Raw genomic sequence first — 21,262 nt, 5'->3', positions numbered from 1 at the left:
ATTGTGTTGTGAAATCTTACAAAACCACTGTTCTGTTGGCGTTCAGAAACACGCGCCGCTCAATGTGATACCCCACCGCACGCGCCAGTGTCAGGCCTTCAATGTCCCGGCCCTTGGCAATCAGGTCTTCGGGATAGTGACTGTGATCCACTACTTCCACGCCCTGAGCGATGATCGGCCCTTCGTCCAGGTCGTTGTTAATGTAATGCGCCGTTGCGCCCACCAGTTTCACGCCCTTGTTGTAGGCCTGATGGTAAGGCTTGGCGCCTTTGAAACCGGGCAACAACGAGTGATGAATGTTGATTGCCTTGCCATCGAGCTTGCGACACAGGTCCGGCGACAGCACTTGCATGTAACGGGCAAGAATCACCAGTTCTGCACCGGACGCTTCGATGACGTTCCAGACTTTGGCCTCTTGCGCAGGCTTATCGTTGGGGTCGAGGGGGAAATGGTAGTACGCAATCCCGTGCCACGCTGCCAACGGCTCAAGATCAGGGTGATTGGACACCACCGCGACGACGTCCATCGACAACTGGTTGATGCGCTGGCGGTACAGCAGGTCGTTCAGGCAGTGATCTGCCTTGGACACCATGATCACGACCTTGGGCCGATAATTGGGCGCGGTCAGCTCGAAGATCATGCCGAACGCGCTGCCCCGCTCGGCCAGGCCTTTGCGAAACCCTGCCTCGTCGAAACCCTCGGGCTGACGAAATTCGACACGGATGAAAAAGCGTCCCGACAGGCGATCATCGAACGAATGGTGCTCGGTCACGTAGCAACCCTGCTCGAACAGAAAGCGGGTCACGGCATCGACCGTACCCAGCACGCTGGGGCAGTCGGCAGTCAAAATCCATGTATCGGGGGCACGACTCATTAAGCGATTACTCCTGAACCCTTATTGTGTCCGGCAGGTCATCGTCGCCACTGTCCATGCGGACACTGTGGGAGCGAGCTCGCTCGCGAAGACAACCGACCAGACACTCTCACCTCAAGACTGAATACTCAAACCATACTCGGCTGACGCATCCTGCAACCACAGCCACCAGTAATCGGCGAAGCTGCGACGAATCAGCAGCTCCCAGGTTTCTTCGCCTGTACGACGAATAACCAATTGCGACTTGGCGAACACCGTACCGACGGCCTTGCCCACCGGAAAGTTGTCCGGGTGTACGTCGTAGCTGGTGGACTTCATCAGGACCTGACGAACCTTGGGACCGGTCAGTTCCAGAATCGACTGGCCGCCGCTGACGTTGACGATGGCGATATGCAAGCCCGCCAATGCTTCGCGCAGTTGTTGCTCCGCAGCGAGTTCTTCGCCGCTCGGCACGATCAGCAGCCACTCGTCCGGGCCCATCCACTGCAGCGAGCGTTCACCGCTGGTGACCAGCGTCAGCGCGGCGGGCAGCTCCATGCCGAGCGCCTTGTGGACGCCAGCGGCAAATGCCGGGTCGTGGGCATCACCACGAAGGGTCAGGTGGCCCAGCAATTTCTTCTCGCGCAACAACACACCCGGGCTGGCGCGGCCTTTGCCAATGAGGCTTTCCAGACTGGCGTGAAACAACGGCGACTCGGCCTTGACGTCGGAGGTCGGGCGTTGTGGGTAAACATTGACTGTGGTCATGGATCACCTGCTCTGAATTCTGTTTAAGACGCTGCGCACATGAACGAGCCGGACGCAGAGCGTCCTGAGCGGCGTTCCCACGCTGGAGCATGGGACCGAGCAAAAGCGTCACTCCACATTCTGCTGCTCGCCCTTCGGATCGAAGAACACCGACGAAACGATCTCGGCCTCGATCACGGTGCCGTCGGCCAGCGGTGCGAACACACGCTCGCCCATGCGGCTCAAACCGCCCTTGACCACGCCCATCGCAAACGAATAACCCAGCGAATTGTGCGCATAGCTGGAGGTCACGTGGCCTACCATGCTCATCGGAATGGCCTGTTTGGTATCGAATACCAGTTGCGCGCCTTCCGGCAGCCATTGGTTAGGGTCGACCGGCTTGAGGCCGACCAGTTGCTTGCGCTGTTCACGCACGCAATCTTCGCGGTTCATACCGCGCCAGCCGATCCACGAGAACGGCTTGGTACGGCCGACACACCACCCCATGTTCAGGTCGTCCGGGGTCATCGAACCATCGGTGTCCTGACCGACGATGATGAAGCCCTTTTCGGCACGCAGTACGTGCATGGTTTCGGTGCCATAAGGCGTCAGGTTGTAGGGCTTGCCTGCCTCGATAATCTTTTCCAGCACGCCCATCGCGTAGTCGGCCTGGATGTTGACCTCGTAGGACAGCTCGCCCGTAAAGGAGATACGGAACACACGAGCCGGAACACCCGCAACCAACCCTTCTTTCCAGGTCATGAACGGGAACGCTTCACGCCCCAGGTCGATATCGGTGACTTCGCTGAGCAGTTTGCGGCTGTTGGGGCCGGACAGCGTCAGGGTCGCCCAGTGGTCGGTCACGGAGGTGAAATACACCTGCAAGTCCGGCCATTCGGTCTGCTGATAGATTTCCAGCCATTGCAGAACGCGTGCAGCGCCGCCCGTGGTGGTGGTCATCAGGAAATGGTTATCCGCGATGCAGGCCGTGACGCCGTCATCGAAGACCATGCCGTCTTCCTTGCACATCAGGCCATAACGCGCCTTGCCCACGTCCAGTTTGGTCCAGGCGTTGGTGTAGATGCGGTTCAGGAACTCACGGGCATCCGGCCCCTGAATGTCGATCTTGCCCAGCGTCGAGGCGTCCAGCAGACCCACGCTGGCACGCACCGCCTTGCACTCGCGGGCGACAGCGGCGTGCATATCTTCCCCGTTTTTCGGGAAGTACCACGGACGCTTCCACTGACCGACGTCTTCGAACTCGGCACCGTTTCGCACGTGCCAGGCATGCAGCGCGGTGAAACGCACCGGCTCGAACACGTGGCCACAGTGACGACCGGCAATCGCGCCAAACGTCACCGGCGTGTAGTTGGGACGGAACATGGTGGTGCCCATTTCCGGGATCGACACGTTCAACGAGCGCGCCGCGATGGCCAGGCCGTTGACGTTGCCCAGTTTGCCCTGATCGGTGCCGAAGCCCAGCGCGGTGTAGCGCTTGACGTGCTCGACCGACTCGAAGCCTTCGCGGGTCGCCAGTTCGATGGCCGCTGCGGTCACGTCGTTCTGCAGATCGACGAATTGCTTCGGCGCACGTGCAGTGCCTTTTTCGTGCGGCACCTGGAACAACGCCAGGGTCGGTTCTTCAGCGCGGCTGAGGGCTTTGGGCATGACGCCTTCGACCAACTTGAAACCCGCTTCGCTGGCCGCGCGCACGCCGCCTTCGAACCCATCGGCCAGGCTGTCCGCCAGGCTGTAAACACCGTTTACGCCGCCGACGCAGACACGTTTTTGTGGCGCTTCGCCCGGTACGAAACCGAGGATGTCTTCGCGCCAGACCGGCTTGCCGCCCAAGTGCGACGCCAGGTGAACGATCGGGCTGTAGCCGCCGGAGCTGGCCACCAGGTCGCATTCGAGCCATTCGCCCGGACTGGTCACGCTGTGTGATTTGACGTCAATCGCCGCAACCCGCGCAGCCGTTACGCGCTTGGTGCCACGGGCTTCGATCACGGCGCTGCCGGTCAGAATCCGAATGCCTTTGGCACGTGCCTCTTCCACCAGCGGACCGCGTGGGTTGTGACGCGCATCGGCAATCGCTACCACCGGCAGGCTGGCATCCAGCCAATCCAGCGCCACGCGGTAGGCATGGTCATTGTTGGTCGACAGCACGAGCTTCTTGCCCGGCGCCACGCCGTAACGACGCACGTAGGTAGAAACCGCGCCAGCCAGCATATTGCCAGGCACGTCGTTGTTGCCGTAGACCAGTGGGCGTTCGTGGGTGCCGGTCGCCAGTACCACGCGCTTGGCGCGAACGCGGTGCATGCGCTGACGCACCATGCCGATGGGTGCCCGGTCGCCGAGGTGATCGGTGAGGCGCTCATGAATAGTCAGGAAGTTGTGATCGTGATAGCCGTTGACCGTGGCGCGAGGCAGCAGGGTCACGTTGCGCAGGCTTTTGAGCTCGGCAATGACCGTGGCCACCCATTCAATGGCTGGCTTACCGTCCAGGCTTTCGCGGCTGTCGAGCAGGCTGCCGCCAAACTCTTCCTGTTCATCGGCCAGAATCACCCGGGCACCACTGCGCGCCGCTGCCAGCGCTGCGGCAAGACCCGCCGGACCTGCGCCGACAATCAGCACGTCGCAGTGCTGGTTCATCGCGTCGTAGCTGTCCGGATCGTTCTCGGTCGGCGAGCGACCCAGTCCTGCGGCCTTGCGGATGTACTTCTCGTACGTCATCCAGAACGACTGCGGGTACATGAACGTCTTGTAGTAGAAACCCGGCGGCATCAGCTTGCCGCCGACCTTGCCGAGAATGCCCATCATGTCGTTGTTCACGCTCGGCCAGCCGTTGGTGCTGGTTGCAACCAGTCCCGAATACAGGGCTTGCTGAGTGGCCCGCACGTTGGGAATCTGCGTGGCTTCGGTCGCGCCAATCTGCAACACGGCGTTCGGTTCTTCGGAGCCTGCCGCAAAGATGCCGCGTGGACGCGAATACTTGAAGCTGCGGCCGATGATATCGACACCATTGGCCAGCAGCGCGGACGCCAGGGAGTCGCCTTCAAAGCCTTGATAGGTCTGACCGTTGAAGGTGAAGTTCAGCACCTTGCTACGGTTGATCCGGCCGCCGTTGGGCAGTCGATTGCTCTGGCTCATACCTTGTCTCCCTTGTCCGTGAACTGCGGCTTGGCGCCAATCGGATAGGTTTCGAGAATTTCGTAGGTCACGGTGTTGCGCGTGGCATTGAAGTACTGACGGCACCCTGCTGCGTGAATCCACAGCTCGTGGTGCAGGCCGCGCGGGTTATCGCGAAAGAACATGTAATCGCCCCACTGCTCGTCGGTGCAGGCACCCGGATCCAGCGGACGCGGAATATGCGCCTGGCCCGACGCGTGGAATTCCTCTTCGGAGCGCAGTTCGCCACAGTGAGGACAGAAGATATGCAGCATGAGTGTTTCTCCTGTTAGTGGGCGACCGCGGCTGCGCCGTGTTCGTCGATCAAGGCACCGTTGTGGAAACGGTCGATGGAAAAAGGCTTGGCCAGCGGATGCATTTCGCCTTTGGCCAGGCTTGCGGCAAACACGTTGCCCGAGCCGGGTGTCGCCTTGAAGCCGCCCGTGCCCCAACCGCAGTTGAAGAACATATTCGGGACCGGCGTCTTGGAAATGATCGGGCAGGCGTCCGGCGTGGTGTCGACGATGCCGCCCCACTGACGGTTCATGCGCACGCGGGACAACACGGGGAACATCTCGACGATGGCCTGGATGGTGTGTTCGATCACCGGGTACGACCCACGCTGGCCGTAGCCGACCCAACTGTCGATACCGGCACCAATCACCAGATCGCCCTTGTCGGACTGACTGATGTAACCGTGAACCGCGTTGGACATAATCACGCTGTCGATGATGGGCTTGATCGGCTCGGACACCAGCGCTTGCAGCGGGTGGGATTCGATCGGCAGACGGAAGCCTGCGAGTTTGGCCATGTGCCCGGAGTTGCCTGCCGTCACGACGCCGACGCGCTTGGCACCGATGAAACCCTTGTTGGTTTCAACACCGACGCATACACCGTTTTCCTTGCGAAAACCGATCACTTCGGTCTGCTGGATCAAGTCCACGCCCAGCGCATCGGCGGCACGGGCAAAGCCCCAAGCCACGGCATCGTGACGGGCCACGCCGCCACGGCGTTGAACCGTTGCGCCAATAATCGGGTAGCGAGTGTTTTTCGAGCAGTCCAGATACGGAATCTCTTCGGCAACCTGCTTGCCATTGAGCAGTTCACCGTCCACGCCATTTAGCCGGTTGGCACTGACGCGGCGCTCGGAATCACGCATGTCCTGCAGGGTGTGGCACAGGTTGTAGACGCCACGCTGGGAGAACATGACGTTGTAGTTCAGGTCTTGGGACAGGCCTTCCCACAATTTCATCGCGTGCTCGTACAGGTGAGCTGATTCGTCCCACAGATAGTTGGAACGCACGATAGTGGTGTTACGAGCGGTATTGCCACCGCCCAGCCAGCCCTTTTCGACCACGGCCACGTTGGTGATCCCGTGCTCTTTGGCCAGGTAGTAAGCCGTGGCCAGACCATGCCCGCCGCCACCGACGATGACCACGTCGTAGACCTTCTTCGGGGTCGGCGTGCGCCACATGCGCTGCCAGTTCTCATGGTGGCTGAGGGAGTGCTTGAAAAGGCCGAAGCCTGAGTAATGCTGCATGTAGGGCTACTCCTGACTCAGCGATAAACCGGGAAATCGGTGCACAGCGCGGCGACCTGACCTGCAACGTCGGCCTCGACATCGGCGTCGCCAAGGTTGTCGAGGATGTCGCAGATCCAGCCCGCCAGCTCGACGCACTGCGTCACCTTGAAGCCGCGCGTGGTAACGGCCGGGGTGCCGATGCGCAGGCCAGAGGTCACGAACGGCGACTGCGGATCGTTCGGCACTGAGTTTTTGTTGACGGTGATGTGCGCACGACCCAAGGCGGCATCGGCGTCCTTGCCGGTCAGGCCCTGACGAATCAGGCTGACCAAAAACAGGTGGTTGTCGGTGCCGCCGGAAACGACATCGAAACCGCGATTGATGAACACCTGCGCCATCGCCTGGGCGTTATCGATCACTTGTTGTTGGTAGGCTTTGAAGCCTGGCTCCATCGCTTCCTTGAAGCACACCGCCTTGGCGGCAATGACGTGCATCAGCGGGCCGCCTTGGCCACCAGGGAATACGGCGGAGTTGAATTTCTTTTCCAGTTCTTCGTTGGCCTTGGCCAGAATCAGCCCGCCACGCGGACCGCGCAGGGTCTTGTGGGTGGTGGTGGTGACCACGTCGGCGTAAGGCAGCGGGTTGGGGTACAGACCAGCGGCCACCAGACCGGCGACATGGGCCATGTCAACGAACAGGTAGGCGCCCACCTTGTCCGCAATTTCGCGGAAACGCGGGAAATCCAGTGTCTTGGAGTACGCCGAGAAACCGGCAATGATCATCTTCGGCTTGCTTTCCAGGGCGATGCGCTCGACTTCGTCGTAGTCGATCAGGCCGGTGGTCGTGTCGATGCCGTACTGCACGGCGTTGTACAGCTTGCCAGAGAAGCTGACTTTGGCACCGTGGGTCAGGTGACCGCCGTGGGCCAGGCTCATGCCCAGCACGGTATCGCCAGCCTGCAAAAGCGCCAGGTAGACAGCGGCGTTGGCCTGGCTGCCCGAATGCGGCTGTACGTTGGCGTAATCGGCACCGAACAGCTGCCTGGCGCGCTCGATGGCCAGTTGCTCGACCTTGTCGACGTGCTCACACCCGCCGTAATAACGCTTGCCCGGATAGCCTTCGGCGTACTTGTTGGTCAGTCCGCTGCCCTGGGCCTGCATCACGCGCTTGCTGGTGTAGTTCTCCGAGGCGATCAGCTCGATATGGTCTTCCTGACGCTGCTCCTCGGCATTCATCGCCGACAACAGTGCATCGTCATAACCCTGAATCTGGTCTTGCTTGCTGAACATCGCGGTTCTCCCAGCGGCGGCGTGACGCCTGACTTATCGGTAGGGCTTTTGAACAGCCCCTTGCAACCGATGGTAGGGCCGACGCAGACCGCCCAGATGCCTACGGACGCCACGCAAAGGTGCGTTTACGACATCAGGGCTTGAGGTGTCTGTCGTTCCCATACCCCGCGTGAAAATGCCTCAGAAGATGCGCTCCACGTCCACCTCGGTGTGACGCGCCGCGTGGGAATGCCTTACAGGACGCTCCGCGTCCCGACGTACGCACGAAAAGTTGTGTGGGCACGGGCAATTCGCCAGGGCAAAAAAAATCCCCCGAGTTCACTCGAGGGATTTTTGTCCAGCCATGTCGCAATCAGGCCGTCTTGCCCGAAACCTTACCGTCGGCGCGGAACATGCCGCGAATGCCGCGCACCGCCTGGCGAATCCGGTCCTGATTCTCGATCAGCGCGAACCGCACGTGATCGTCGCCGTACTCACCGAAACCAATGCCCGGCGACACACACACTTTGGCTTCAAGCAGCAGTTTCTTGGCGAACTCCAGCGAGCCCAGGTGCGCGTACGCTTCGGGAATCCTGGCCCATACGTACATCGAGGCTTTGGGGTTCTCGACCATCCAGCCCAGTTCGTGCAAGCCTTTGACCAGCACATTACGACGCTGACGATACTGTTCGGCGATGTCGAGCACGCATTGTTGATCGCCTTCCAGTGCGGCGATGGCCGCAACCTGCAGCGGTGTGAAGGTGCCGTAGTCGTGGTAGCTCTTGATGCGCGCCAACGCATTGACCAGTTCGGGATTGCCCACCATGAAGCCAATCCTCCAGCCCGCCATGTTGTAGCTCTTGGACAAGGTGAAGAACTCCACCGCGATGTCCTTGGCACCCGGAACCTGCATGATCGAAGGCGCTTTCCAGCCGTCGTAGACGATGTCAGCGTAAGCCAGGTCGTGGACGACCAGTACGTCATACTGCTTGGCCAGTGCCACTACGCGCTCGAAGAAATCCAGCTCAACACACTGCGCGGTAGGGTTAGACGGAAAGCCCAGGATCATCATCTTCGGCTTGGGAATCGAGCCCCGAATAGCCTTTTCCAGCTCGGCGAAGAAATCCACCCCTGGCACCAGCGGCACCGAGCGCACCTGGGCACCGGCAATCACGGCACCGTAGATGTGGATCGGGTAGCTGGGGTTGGGCACCAGCACCGTGTCGCCCTGATCGAGGGTGGCCAGCATCAGGTGCGCCAGGCCCTCTTTGGAGCCGATGGTGACAATCGCTTCGCTTTCGGGATCGATATCGACCTCGTAGCGCTTCTTGTACCAGTTGGAGATCGCCCGACGCAGACGCGGAATGCCACGCGAAGTCGAGTAGCCGTGAGTGTCTTCACGTTGGGCGACAGTGACCAGTTTTTCGACAATGTGCGGCGGCGTGGCCCCATCGGGGTTGCCCATGCTCAGGTCGATGATGTCTTCACCACGACGACGGGCTGCCATTTTGAGCTCGGCGGTGATGTTGAATACATAAGGAGGGAGTCGATCGATGCGCGCAAAGCGGCGCGGCGAACCTTGGTCAGCCATGAGAATCTCGCAGACGTAAGCGCCCGGAACCGTCCGAGCGACGTTGGCCACATGAGGCGGCCTGCCGCGGAAGATAAATGCAGTGCTGGCGTTTTGTCTATAGCGATACGCGGCTCGTTATACACAAGCCTGCCTCTACATTGATCGTGCCCACCGCTCCGCGTAGGCATGCCCTCTAAACGAATGCGGATAGTGTGGAGGCGCCACCACGTCTTCGACGTAGCGATGTAGCGATGTAGCGCAGCAAACTTGGAGGGAGCGGACTTGTCCGCGAAAAGGCCTGTACATTCGACGAATATTCATCGGCTAAACTACAGCATTTGCGGACAAGTCCGCTCCCACAAAATCCAGTTTCTTCAGTGGGTTACAGGTTGTTTGATAAGAGGCGGCTTGCCGGCGATTGCGTCAGGCCAGTCACTGACGAGTCGACTGAAAACACTTCGCCAACAAGCCGTCTCCCACCGTCCGGTGCCTGCTGCGAGAAAGCGCTGCGCCGGAGACAAGCAGCAATTCCGAACTTTCAAACCACCCGCAACACTTCACGCAACCCCAGCAACGCCAGAAAGTGCAGCGGGTAAATCGCATAAGCCCAGCGCCGCATGGGCATCACGCTGAAGCGCGGCTTGGTGCGCAGCAGCGCAAGGCCCAGCACCGGCGCCAGCAGACAGGCGATCAGCGAGCCGACGGAAATCGGATCACCCCACGCTGCACCGGCAAACATCTCGGGCCAGGCATTAGCCGCCACGCAGAACAGTACAGGAAAAACCGCGTAACCGAGCGATCGGTTAAGCACCAACAGGAACACCAGCGGCAACAACACCCCGGCAATCCCGAACATCAGGTATTTCTGGAACATCGTCCCCAACAGCAACGCCACAAGCGCCATCACCCGCGCTACGGGAGTCCGATGTTGCCAGCCTTGCGCGATAAGCAAGCCGAGTAGCAAGGTCGGCATGACGTTGAGCACCGTTGCGTCGGCCATGAACAGGCGATAGGGAATCTCCGAGAGCGCAGCGAATGCCAGCAACCACAAGAGGTATCGCCACTGCACACGCGGGGCGATTACCGCTGCACTGCGCCGTGACAGATTGACCGCAATGGCCAGACAGAAAAAGGGAAAGGCAAAACGGCCGGGCACATAAAGCTCGTTGACCGACCAGCCTACGTAGCGCAGATGGTCTAGAACCATGCTCAGCATCGCCAGCCACTTCAGCAGGTCCAGCGCCTTGTTGCGTCCCGGCAGAAAAGGCGGGTTGGAAAGGTCCATATCACTCCTGAAGTTATCGGCGTGTCACATCGTCGAGACATGACCGCAACCCCCATTATTCGGTACAGTGCGCACCATAAGCCCACAAGGAATCGGCCATGACAGACCAAAGCCAACAGTTCGCCAGCGACAACTATTCCGGTATCTGCCCTGAAGCATGGGCTGCGATGGAACAGGCGAACAAGGGTCATCAACGTGCCTATGGCGACGATCAATGGACTGCGCGAGCGTCGGATGATTTCCGCCGTCTGTTCGAAACCGACTGCGAGGTGTTTTTCGCGTTCAACGGAACAGCGGCCAACTCAATGGCGCTGTCGTCGCTGTGCCAGAGTTACCACAGTGTCATCTGTTCGGAAACGGCTCACGTCGAAACCGACGAATGCGGCGCGCCGGAGTTTTTCTCCAACGGCTCCAAGCTGCTCACCGCGCGCAGCGCAGGCGGCAAGCTGACCCCTGAATCGATCCGCGAAGTGGCGCTCAAGCGTCAGGACATTCACTACCCCAAGCCTCGGGTCGTGACCCTCACCCAAGCCACGGAGGTGGGAGGTGTCTATCAGCCGGAAGAACTCAAGGCGATCAGCGCCACCTGCAAGGAGTTGGGCCTGCACCTGCATATGGATGGCGCACGATTCTCCAACGCCTGCGCGTTTCTGGACTGCTCTCCGGCCGAACTGACCTGGAAATCGGGCGTTGACGTACTCTGTTTCGGCGGCACCAAGAACGGCATGGCGGTGGGCGAGGCGATTCTGTTCTTCAACCACGACCTGGCCGAAGACTTCGATTACCGCTGCAAGCAGGCCGGACAACTGGCCTCCAAGATGCGTTTCCTGTCGGCGCCCTGGGTCGGCTTGCTTGAAAACGACGCCTGGCTCAAACACGCCCGCCACGCCAACCATTGCGCGCAGATGCTGGCCGACCTGGTTAAGGACATTCCGGGCGTGGAGTTGATGTTCCCCGTTCAGGCCAACGGTGTGTTCTTGCAACTGTCGGAATCCGCCATTGCCGCACTGACGGCCAGAGGCTGGCGTTTCTACACCTTCATCGGCAACGGTGGCGCACGCTTCATGTGCTCGTGGGACACCGAGGAAGATCGCGTGCGCGAGCTGGCGGCCGACATCCGTCTGGTGATGCAGGGCTGACCTGCATCGCCGCCGCCTGGCCGGAAACCGACCTTAATACTCGATCTGCACGTCCCCTTTCGGCACGCTGCAGCAAGACAGGATGTAGCCTTCTGCAACGTCGTCGTCGGTGATGCCGCCGTTGTGCTCCATCTCTACTTCGCCGCTGATTTTCATCACCTTGCAGGTTCCGCAGATCCCCATGCCGCAGGCTTTGGGGATCATCAGGCCCAGCTTGGCGGCGGCAGCGTGGACGGTTTCTCCCGGCCCCACACGAATGCTCTTGCCGGTGTCGGTGAATTCCACCTGATGCAGATCGGCAATATCGATGTCCGGGGCATCGGCGGCGATTTCAGCCTGTTCGACCGCATCGGCGCGGGCTTCCGCTGGCGTCGCACCGAAAGACTCCTCGTGGTACTGCGCCATGTTGAAGCCGTTTTCCTGTAGCAGGCGTTTCACGGCGGTCATGTAAGGCGTCGGTCCGCAGCAAAACACTTCGCGATCCATGAAGTCCGGAGCCATCAGCTCGAGCATTTTCTGGTTCAGGTAACCGCGATAACCGGCCCACGGCTCGCCCAGCCCGTGCTTTTCACAGACCAGATGGAGACTGAAGTTGTCGATCCGCGACGCCATGTGCTCCAGCTCGCGGTGATAGATGATGTCTTTGGGCGAACGGGCACTGTGGACGAACACCATGTCGACGTTGGCGTTGGTGTCGTAGAACCAGCGCGCCATCGACATGACCGGTGTGATACCTACCCCACCGCTGAGGTAAAGAATCTTCGGGTTCGGGAAATCGATGGCGTTGAACAGCCCGACCGGGCCATGCACTGCCAGCTCCTGCCCCTCGTGCAGCGTGTCGTGCAGGTAGTTGGAAACCCTGCCGCCCGGCACGCGCTTGACGGTGATCGAGAAGCTGTAGGGCACCGAGGGCGAACTGGAAATGGTGTAGGAGCGCATGATCGGCACCCCGTCGATTTCCAGCTCCAGGGTCACGAACTGCCCGGGCTTGAAAAAGAACAGGATTGGCTGATCCGCCATGAAGCAGAACGTGCGTACATCCCAGGTTTCCTGGATGACTTTGACGACTCGTACCAGGTGACGCCCGTTGGCCCATGTCTGGGTCGTGACCGGGCTGAGAAAGCTTTGGGACATACAGGATCTCCGTGGCCGACTACCGGCCTCTTGTGCAGCGAATTCTGCTTAACAGAAGGCACCGTCACTTATCCATCAACGACATTCACGTACTTACGGCGACCAGCCCCTGACTACAGGGGCTTGCGCGTCGGAAACGGATGCGGCCATGTCGCCCATAGACAAGGTTCACCGAGCGCCCACCTCCACACTCGCCACAAGGGCAATCAAGCATGGATGACTGATCCGTCGCCCGGCGTGCAACGCGACAACAACCGTATCAGCCACATTCGCAGGCCGCCTTTCAGACGCGGTCATGAGGGACTTTAACGATGGACGTCACCGCAACCTTGAGCCTGGGCGACCCGCTGGAACCTGCACGCAAAGCCACTGCCGAGATGCTGCAGAATCGCGAGCGCACGTATTCGTTGCCGCAGCCTTTCTACAGTGATGAGCGGCTGTTTGAAATCGACATGCAGGAGATTTTCCAGAAGGAATGGCTGATTGCGGGGATGACCTGTGAAATACCCGCCAAGGGCAACTACCTGACGCTGCAGATCGGCAAGAACCCGATCCTGGTCGTGCGTGGAGCGGATGGCGTGGTCAACGCGTTCCACAACGTTTGTCGCCACCGTGGCTCACGCCTGTGTACCGCCGAGAAAGGCAAAGTGGCCAAACTGGTCTGCCACTATCACCAGTGGACCTACGAACTGGATGGCCGGTTGCTATACGCAGGCAGCGAGATGGGCGACGACTTCGACATGAAGCAGTTCGGCCTCAAGCCTGTGAACGTCAAAACCGCTGGCGGTTACATTTTCATCAGCCTGGCGGAGAACCCGCCAGCCATCGACGAGTTCCTGTCTACGCTGCGTCACTACATGGAACCGTACGACATGGAAAACACCAAGGTGGCGGTGCAAACCACCTTGATGGAGAAAGCCAACTGGAAGCTGGTGCTCGAAAACAACCGCGAGTGCTACCACTGCAACGCTTCACACCCGGAACTGCTCAAGACGCTTCTTGAATGGGACGACGTGACCGACCCGCGCGCCGACCAGGCCTTCAAAGACCATGTGGCCTCCTCCGCCGCAGCGTGGGACGCCGAGAAGATTCCTTACGCCCACGCCAGCTTCGGCCTGCGCAATCGCATCGTGCGCATGCCGCTGCTCAAAGGCACCGTGTCGATGACCCTGGACGGCAAGGTGGGCTGCAAAAAGCTGATGGGCCGCATCCAGAACCCGGATTTGGGTTCGATGCGCATCCTGCACCTGCCCCACTCCTGGAACCACTGCATGGGCGATCACATCATCGTGTTCACCGTGTGGCCGATCAGCGCGCAGGAAACGATGGTCACCACCAAGTGGATCGTCCACAAGGATGCCGTCGAAGGCGTGGATTACGACGTAGAACGCATGCGTCAGGTCTGGGATGCCACCAATGATCAGGACCGTCGTCTGGCCGAAGAGAATCAGCGCGGCATCAACTCCACTGCCTATCAGCCAGGCCCGTATTCCAAGACCTACGAGTTTGGCGTGGTCAACTTCGTCGACTGGTACAGCTCGCGAATGCTGGAAAACCTGGGAGCCGAGCCTGCGGCCTATTTGAAGGGCGTGGCGGTGAATCACGAGTAACCCCGCGTCTGCTGCCGGGAGCATTGGGCCAATGCTCCCTCTTTTCATGCGGCCCTGGTATAGACACAGCGGATTTACACCTGTGCACAACTTATCCACAGATCCATACACAAGAGCGGTGTATATCCCCTCCCTGTTTTATCAAAACTTCATTAAAAACCGTGACTTATTCAAAAAGGCATTATCGATGCCTTTCTGTACGTTTTTTGATCAAAATGCTACAGGGCTTATTCCTGCTGGCTCTCAGGGGGTCACGAACACGTTATCCACAGAAGCGCCAACAGAGTTTGGGTACAACTACAGTTGTTTCAGCGAACCGCTGTGGAAAACCGTGTCAATCGCCGCTTTCAAGCACTTATCGCCCTCTCTGAGACGGAATAGTTCGCAACTGATCAATTTTTGTACAAATCCATGAAAGTCCCGTTTTTAAAGGCCTGCAGAGGATCACGAACAACTTGTCCACAGAGACGCCAACAGAGATTGTGGGCAGTTGTGGAAACACGGGAAGGGATAGCAGCCTTTTATCCACACGAAAAAGCCAGTGAAAACCGTCACTTAGGCTGATCACTTTTTAATCAACCCCGTGCAGAGCACGTTCTGCAAGGGGTTCAGCAAGGCTTGAACACGTTATCCACAGGCGAGCGCACAGGGAATGTGAGTAAGTTCGTCTGACAGCTCAACGAATCACACCTTCCTCAACCAGCAGTTTCAAAATGGCCGCTGCGCCATCCTCGGCGCTCAAACCTTTCAGAACTTGCCCACCGCCCCCACTGGCTTTGGCAGTCGCCGCTTTCATACGATCAGCACCACTTTTGGCCTTGATCACTTTCAGACGTTTGGGACGGGGTTTGGCGGGTTGCAGTGCCTGGCCTGCGAGTAACTCGTCGCTGACCACTTCAACCTCTTCCACACCAAGAACACCGCGTTGCGCGGGGCCATAGGCGCTTTGACGCGGTTTTGGCGCAGCGTTATCCACAGTTGCGAGAAACGGCAGGCGCACCTTGAGTCGACGACGCTGGCCGCGCGGCAATGCCTGTAGAACGAGGGCCGTGCCGTCATCCAGCGACTCGATCTCGGCAAGGCCGGTTACCAGTGGCCAGCCAAGCTTTTCAGCCAGCAGGAACGGCAACATGCCTGATCCCTCGCCGGTTTCAGCCTGGCTGCCGGTCAGCACCACCTGAGCGGAGGAGTCGCGGATGTAATCCGTCAGCACGCCCAGCGCATCGGCGCCTTGCGGTTGCTCCAGCACCTGCAACTCGCTCAGCCCCATGCCCAGATAGGCGCGCAGCGCTGGCTCCTGTGGATCACCCGCGTGCAACACCTGCAAGTTACCCCCAACCAGTTGCATCCCCAGTTCGACGGCGCGTGCGTCCTGTTCCGCACGGCGAGCACGGCCCGAGGTCGGGTGAGCGCCAACGGATACCAGACTGATGATCTGCACTTCGGACTTATCCACGGCCACTTTGCGTTGTTCAGGCTGCATCCTGCTTCTCCCCATTACGCCAAGTTTCGACCGCTGCAATCAGCGCCTCAAGAATGGCCGCGCTTTCACCGATCACCGACACATCCGCACGCTTGACCATGTCGCAGCCTGGATCGAGGTTGATCGCCACGACCTTGTCGCAAGCGCCGATCCCCTGAAGATGCTGGATGGCGCCTGAAATACCCACCGCCACGTAGACCCGCGCCGTCACCCAGGTGCCGCTGGCACCGACCTGGCGCTCACGCCCCATGAAGCCGTCGTCCACTGCAACGCGTGAAGCACCTTCGGTCGCTCCCAGGGCCATCGCGGTGCGATGAAAAAGCGCCCAGTCCTTGACCCCATTCCCACCGGACAAAATGAATTCGGCTTCGGCCATTGGAATAACGGCGGGATCAACCGTCACGGCACCCAGGTCTTCAATTCGGGACAAACTGCGTGGCACGCTTGTGGGTAACTCCACGACAGACGCCTCATGCCGGGTTTCGCTCACCGGTTCCGCGCATTCCGCCGCCGCCAGAATCAGCCTCGCCAATGGTCGCATCAGGTCTTCACGCCCAGCCCCAGCTCGGCCAATGCATTGCTCATCCTTGACCTGCCAGACACGAGTCGCCGGACGCTCGCCCAGGCTGGCGGCAAAACGACGCCCAAGTTCTCCACCCCCGGTACGGCTGTCAGGCAGCAACCAATGGCGCGGATTGAACTGGTTATCCACAGCGCGCAATCCTTGCACCCGCTGCTCAGGCGAATAGCCACTGAACTGAGCGCCATCCAGAACCAGCAAACGGTCCACGCCTGCCGTCTCGAATGTGGTTTCCTTGTGCTCGCCGAACACCACGGCCATTACTGCGCCGCCTGGGCCGGCGAGTTGATGGGCCAGACCCAGCAGGTCACGGTCGTGACTGCTCAAGCGGCCGCCGACCATGTCCGGCACAACACAGATGTAAAAGGCTGGATCGATCACCTGATGCACCGGCAATTGCACCTCGGCCGCCGCAGTACGCTTGACCGAGCCGCCCTGCTGCGCGCCACTGCGGTCGATACGCTTGAGGCCGTTAGGGCCAACAAAGCCCACACCATGCACGTTTTTGCGCATCAAACCGTTGGGCCCCATCCAGCTGGCTTGCGCAGGCTGCATCACCGCATGCAGCGGATGCAGCCGGTTACGGGCAATCCACTCGGCACGCGGGTCGCGGCGAATAACGTCGCTCATCAATCCACCTCCGCAGGTTCACGTTTTGCCGGGACGGGCTTGCTGGGGATAACTTCACCTTCCAGCAGTGCATCAGCCACCAGTTCGGCGATGTCCTTGATCAGCGGACGAGGCTCGACCACGCCTTCGAGCATGGCCGTGCACTGTGGACAACCCACCGCCACCAGCTCGGCACCGGTTTCACGAATGTCGTCCATGCGCATGTCCGGGATACGCTGCTTGCCGGGGATATCGGTAATCGGTGCGCCGCCACCACCGCCGCAGCAACGCGAGCGGAAGCCCGAACGCTGCATTTCCTTGATTTCGATACCCAGCGCACGCAGCACTTCGCGGGGCGCTTCGTATTCACCGTTGTAGCGGCCCAGGTAGCACGGGTCGTGATAGGTCACGCTCGTGCCTTTGTGCTGCCCCAATCTCACGGATCCGTTCTGGATCAGTTCGGCCATGTAGGTGCTGTGGTGCTGCACCTGATACTCGCCACCGAATGCGCCGTATTCGTTTTTCAGCACATGAAAGCTGTGCGGATCGCAGGTCACGATGCGCTTGAAGCTGTACTTGGCCAGTGTCTGGATGTTGCGTCGGGCCAACATCTGGAACGTCGCCTCATCCCCCAAACGACGCGCCACGTCGCCACTGTCGCGTTCTTCCAGCCCCAATACGGCGAAATCGACCCCGGCGGCTTTGAGGACTTTGACGAACGCACGCAAGGTGCGCTGATTACGCATATCGAACGCGCCGTCGCCGACCCAGAACAGCACGTCCACGGTTTTCTTTTCGCTCAGCAGATTCAGGTTCAGATCCGCCGCCCAGTTCATCCGCCCGCCCGGCGCCAAGCCGCCCGGGTTGTCGGTGGCGATCAGGTTATCCAGCACTTCGGCGCCCTTGTTCGGTGTCGCGCCCCTCTCCAGCGTCAGATGACGGCGCATGTCGACAATGGCATCGACGTGCTCGATCATCATCGGGCACTCCTCGACGCAGGCACGGCAGGTGGTGCAGGACCACAGCGTCTCGGCATCCACCAGGCCGTTGACAATGGGCTGATGCGGATTGCCGCCATGCTCGCCAATCGGTTTGCCCTTGCCGTCCAGTGACGGATACGGACTGCCCGCGAAGTGCGCATCGGTGCCGCCCGCCAGGCCGACGACCATGTCTTGAATCAACTTCTTGGGATTGAGCGGCTGACCTGCGGCAAACGCCGGGCACGCGGCTTCGCATTTGCCGCACTGCACGCAGGCGTCGAAGCCCAGCAGTTGGTTCCAGGTGAAATCTTCGGGCTTTTCAACACCAAGCGGTGCGTTCGAGTCGCTCAGATCCAGTGGTTTTAGGCCGGTTGAGCGACCACCACCGAACCGCTCGGCACGCCGGTGCCAGGCCAGGTGCAGCGCTCCGGCGAAGGCATGCTTCATCGGGCCGCCCCAGGTCATGCCGAAGAACAGTTCGCTCACACCCCACAGCACGCCCAGTCCCAAAACGGCGACCAGCACCCAGCCACCAAAGTGCTCGGGAAGAATCCCGGCCACTGGCAGGGTCACGATAAAGAAGCTCGCGGCGAACGCCATGAGGCTTTTCGGCAACCGCATCCACGGCCCTTTGGACAGGCGTGCGGGGGGGTTGAGGCGACGGCGATAAACGAAGATCGCGCCGACAAACATCACGGCCGTCATCAACAGCAGCGCGTAGCCAAGCAGCCGGTTATGCAGCCCGAAACCGTGCACCAGAATCGCCAGAATGATCGACGCCACCGCGCCGCCTGCCGTGGCCACATGAGTGTTGGCGATGTATTTGTCACGAGCGACTACATGGTGCAGATCGACCATGTAACGCTTGGGCATGGCCAGCAGACCGCCCAGCCAGTCCACTTTTGACGCCCGACCGTTGCGCCACAGGTTGACCCGCCGCATTGCGCCCACTACCGCAAGTGCAAGCGCAGTGAACAGCAGGATGGGAAGAAGTGTGTTCAGCATGTTGTCTCTGCTCCGATCCGCTTATCAAACAACCTGTAACCCACTGAAGAAACTCAACTCGTGGGAGCGGACTTGTCCGCGAAAAGGCCGGTACATCCGACGCAGATGCAGTGGCCGAAACTCTGCATTCGCGGACAACCGGAGCGTCGCCCGGTCCGCTCCCACCCCGCTCCCACGGAGCTTGCTGCGCGACAGCGCTATGTCGAAGACTTGGTGGGATCTCCCATTGGAAGGGAGCTCTTAAAAGTCCTTACAAAGGCGCAGGCCGTCATAGATCGCTGCATGGGTGTTGCGCTGCGCCACGCAATCGCCGATCCGGAACAGCAGGTAGCCGTCGCCCGGCTCACTCAACGAAGGCTGCGGCTGGATGGCGAACAACGCATCGATGTCGATCTGGCCCTTGTTACGCGAGCCTTCCTTGAGCGCGTAGTAAATCGCCTCGTCGGGACGTACACCGTTCTCCACCACCACCTGATCCACGACCCGCTCTTCCTTGGCCCCGGTGTATTCGTTCTCCAGCACCGCCACCAGCTTGTCGCCTTCGCGATAGACCTTTTCCAGCATCATGTCGCCGGTCATGATCACTTCCTTGGGGTACATGCTGCGGTAGTAGGTCGGAAACGACGTACCGCCAATCGCCACGCCCGGCTTGATGTCATCGGTCACGATCTCGACCTGGCTGCCCTTGTCGGCCAGAAAGTCCGCGACGGACATGCCCGTGAACTCGCAAATCGTGTCGTAGACCAACACGTTCTTGCCCGGCGCAACTTTGCCATCCAGCACGTCCCAACTGCTGACCACCAGCCCTTCGGCTGCGCCCCAATGCTCGTTCTGTTCCAGAAACGGATGACCGCCCACCGCCAGCACCACAATGTCGGGGCGCAGGTCGAGAATAGTGGCTGCATCGGCCGCGGTGCCCAGACGCAGATCGACTTTCAGCCGCGCCAGTTCCAGCTGGAACCAGCGGGTGATACCGGCAATCTGGTCACGCTGCGGCGCTTTCGAGGCCGTGGTGATTTGCCCGCCAATGAACTCCTTTTTCTCGAACAGCGTCACGTCATGTCCACGCTCGGCAGACACACGCGCAGCCTCCATCCCGGCAGGCCCGGCACCCACGATCACCACCTTGCGTTTCGGCCCGCTGGATTTTTCGATGATGTGCGGCACGCCCATGTATTCACGCGACGTGGCAGCGTTCTGGATGCACAGCACGTCCAGCCCTTGATACTGGCGGTCGATGCAGTAGTTGGCGCCCACGCACTGCTTGATCTGGTCGATCTGGCCCATCTTGATCTTGGCGATCAGGTGCGGATCGGCGATGTGCGCGCGCGTCATGCCGACCATGTCGACATAGCCACCTTCCAGAATCCGCGTGGCCTGGTTCGGGTCCTTGATGTTCTGCGCATGCAGCACAGGCGCCTTGACCACTTCCTTGATACCGGCCGCCAAGTGCAGAAACGGCTCCGGCGGATAGCTCATGTTGGGGATCACGTTGGCCAGCGTGTTGTGCGTGTCACACCCCGACCCCACGACACCGATGAAGTCGATCATGCCGGTGTCGTCGTAATACTTGGCGATCTGCTTCATGTCCTCGTGGCTCAGGCCATCGGGGTGAAACTCGTCGCCGCAAAGACGCAGGCCTACACAGAAGTCGGGACCGACCTCCTTGCGCACGGCCTTGATCACTTCCAGACCGAAGCGCATGCGGTTCTCGAAGCTGCCTCCCCACTCGTCCGTACGCTTGTTGACCCGCGGGCTCCAGAACTGATCGATCATGTGCTGATGCACGGCCGACAGCTCCACACCGTCCAGGCCACCCGCCTTGGCGCGTGCGGCGGCGCTGGCGTAGTTGCCGATCACGCGCCAGATTTCTTCCGGCTCGATGGTCTTGCAGGTGGCGCGGTGTACCGGCTCGCGGATACCCGACGGCGACAGCAGGGTTGGCCAGTGATCGCCATCCCAGCGGGAGCGGCGACCCATGTGGGTGATCTGAATCATGATCTTGGCGCCGTGCTTGTGCATGGCGTCGGCCAGATTCTGGAAGTGCGGGATGATCCGGTCAGTGGCAAGGTTGACCGACTTCCACCAGCTTTGCGGGCTGTCGATCGCAACACTGGATGAGCCGCCACAGATCGCCAGACCGATACCGCCCTTGGCTTTCTCTTCGTAATACTTCACGTAGCGGTCAGTGGTCATCCCGCCATCGGTGGCGTAAACCTCGGCATGCGCCGTGCTGAGCACGCGGTTGCGGATGGTGAGCTTGCCGATCTGGATCGGCTGGAACATCGCTTCGAAAGCCATAACGC

At 60.2% G+C, this 21,262-nt stretch carries 15 protein-coding genes; 2 read left to right on the top strand and 13 right to left on the bottom strand.

The window, feature by feature from the left end; all coding sequences use genetic code 11:
* Positions 1–16: 16 nt before the first annotated feature.
* From ALP40_RS09170 to ALP40_RS09135, 8 genes are all read right to left on the bottom strand, one after another.
* Positions 17–874: a formyltetrahydrofolate deformylase gene (locus ALP40_RS09170; RefSeq protein ID WP_122207972.1), complete on the bottom strand. Its 858-nt coding sequence runs from the start codon at positions 872–874 to the stop codon at positions 17–19.
* Positions 875–988: 114 nt separating this feature from the next.
* The gene (locus ALP40_RS09165; RefSeq protein ID WP_122207971.1) at positions 989–1,621 is read right to left on the bottom strand and encodes a sarcosine oxidase subunit gamma; all 633 of its coding nucleotides are present in this window, start codon (positions 1,619–1,621) and stop codon (positions 989–991) included.
* 108 nt (positions 1,622–1,729) lie between these two features.
* Positions 1,730–4,750, bottom strand: a complete 3,021-nt coding sequence (locus ALP40_RS09160) for a sarcosine oxidase subunit alpha (RefSeq protein ID WP_122207970.1) — start codon at positions 4,748–4,750, stop codon at positions 1,730–1,732.
* Entirely contained in the window at positions 4,747–5,043 is a 297-nt protein-coding gene (locus tag ALP40_RS09155; protein WP_024685489.1) for a sarcosine oxidase subunit delta, read from the bottom strand. Before ALP40_RS09155 ends, ALP40_RS09160 begins: the two co-directional genes overlap by 4 nt.
* 14 nt (positions 5,044–5,057) lie before the next feature.
* Entirely contained in the window at positions 5,058–6,308 is a 1,251-nt protein-coding gene (locus tag ALP40_RS09150) for a sarcosine oxidase subunit beta family protein (RefSeq protein WP_122207969.1), read from the bottom strand.
* A gap of 17 nt (positions 6,309–6,325) precedes the next feature.
* The gene (gene glyA, locus ALP40_RS09145) at positions 6,326–7,579 is read right to left on the bottom strand and encodes a serine hydroxymethyltransferase (RefSeq protein WP_122207968.1); all 1,254 of its coding nucleotides are present in this window, start codon (positions 7,577–7,579) and stop codon (positions 6,326–6,328) included.
* Between the two features lie 352 nt (positions 7,580–7,931).
* Entirely contained in the window at positions 7,932–9,149 is a 1,218-nt protein-coding gene (gene alaC / locus ALP40_RS09140) for an alanine transaminase (protein ID WP_122208030.1), read from the bottom strand.
* Between the two features lie 520 nt (positions 9,150–9,669).
* The gene (locus tag ALP40_RS09135; RefSeq protein WP_122207967.1) at positions 9,670–10,416 is read right to left on the bottom strand and encodes a TraX family protein; all 747 of its coding nucleotides are present in this window, start codon (positions 10,414–10,416) and stop codon (positions 9,670–9,672) included.
* A 98-nt stretch (positions 10,417–10,514) separates the two neighbouring features.
* Between ALP40_RS09135 and ALP40_RS09130 the strand changes: the two genes are divergently transcribed.
* The gene (locus ALP40_RS09130) at positions 10,515–11,555 is read left to right on the top strand and encodes a low specificity L-threonine aldolase (RefSeq protein ID WP_122207966.1); all 1,041 of its coding nucleotides are present in this window, start codon (positions 10,515–10,517) and stop codon (positions 11,553–11,555) included.
* Between the two features lie 33 nt (positions 11,556–11,588).
* Here the strand turns inward: ALP40_RS09130 and gbcB are convergent, their stop codons facing one another.
* Complete coding sequence (gene gbcB / locus ALP40_RS09125; RefSeq protein ID WP_122207965.1) at positions 11,589–12,689, bottom strand: glycine-betaine demethylase subunit GbcB; 1,101 nt, start codon at positions 12,687–12,689, stop codon at positions 11,589–11,591.
* Positions 12,690–13,000: 311 nt separating this feature from the next.
* On the opposite strand from gbcB, the gene gbcA reads away from it, so the two are divergent.
* Positions 13,001–14,299 carry a glycine-betaine demethylase subunit GbcA gene (gene gbcA, locus ALP40_RS09120; RefSeq protein ID WP_122207964.1) on the top strand — a complete coding sequence of 433 codons (1,299 nt, stop codon included), beginning with the start codon at positions 13,001–13,003 and terminating at the stop codon, positions 14,297–14,299.
* A 676-nt stretch (positions 14,300–14,975) separates the two neighbouring features.
* Here gbcA and ALP40_RS09115 read toward each other — a convergent pair.
* The 4 genes from ALP40_RS09115 to dgcA form a co-directional block, all read right to left on the bottom strand.
* On the bottom strand, positions 14,976–15,782 hold the full coding sequence (locus tag ALP40_RS09115) for an electron transfer flavoprotein subunit beta (RefSeq protein WP_122207963.1): 807 nt from the start codon (positions 15,780–15,782) through the stop codon (positions 14,976–14,978).
* On the bottom strand, positions 15,772–16,992 hold the full coding sequence (locus tag ALP40_RS09110) for an electron transfer flavoprotein subunit alpha/FixB family protein (protein ID WP_122207962.1): 1,221 nt from the start codon (positions 16,990–16,992) through the stop codon (positions 15,772–15,774). The genes ALP40_RS09115 and ALP40_RS09110 overlap by 11 nt, the downstream gene beginning before the upstream one ends.
* Complete coding sequence (gene dgcB / locus ALP40_RS09105) at positions 16,992–18,956, bottom strand: dimethylglycine demethylation protein DgcB (RefSeq protein ID WP_122207961.1); 1,965 nt, start codon at positions 18,954–18,956, stop codon at positions 16,992–16,994. Before dgcB ends, ALP40_RS09110 begins: the two co-directional genes overlap by 1 nt.
* Positions 18,957–19,196: 240 nt before the next feature.
* Positions 19,197–21,257, bottom strand: coding sequence for a dimethylglycine demethylation protein DgcA (dgcA, locus tag ALP40_RS09100; RefSeq protein WP_122207960.1), 2,061 nt, complete (start codon positions 21,255–21,257; stop codon positions 19,197–19,199).
* Positions 21,258–21,262: the final 5 nt, after the last annotated feature.

Source organism: Pseudomonas viridiflava, from assembly GCF_003702045.1.
GTDB lineage: Bacteria > Pseudomonadota > Gammaproteobacteria > Pseudomonadales > Pseudomonadaceae > Aquipseudomonas > Aquipseudomonas viridiflava_C.
The sequence above is the reverse complement of the archived record's forward strand: the minus strand, read 5'-3'. Positions and strand labels throughout refer to the sequence as shown.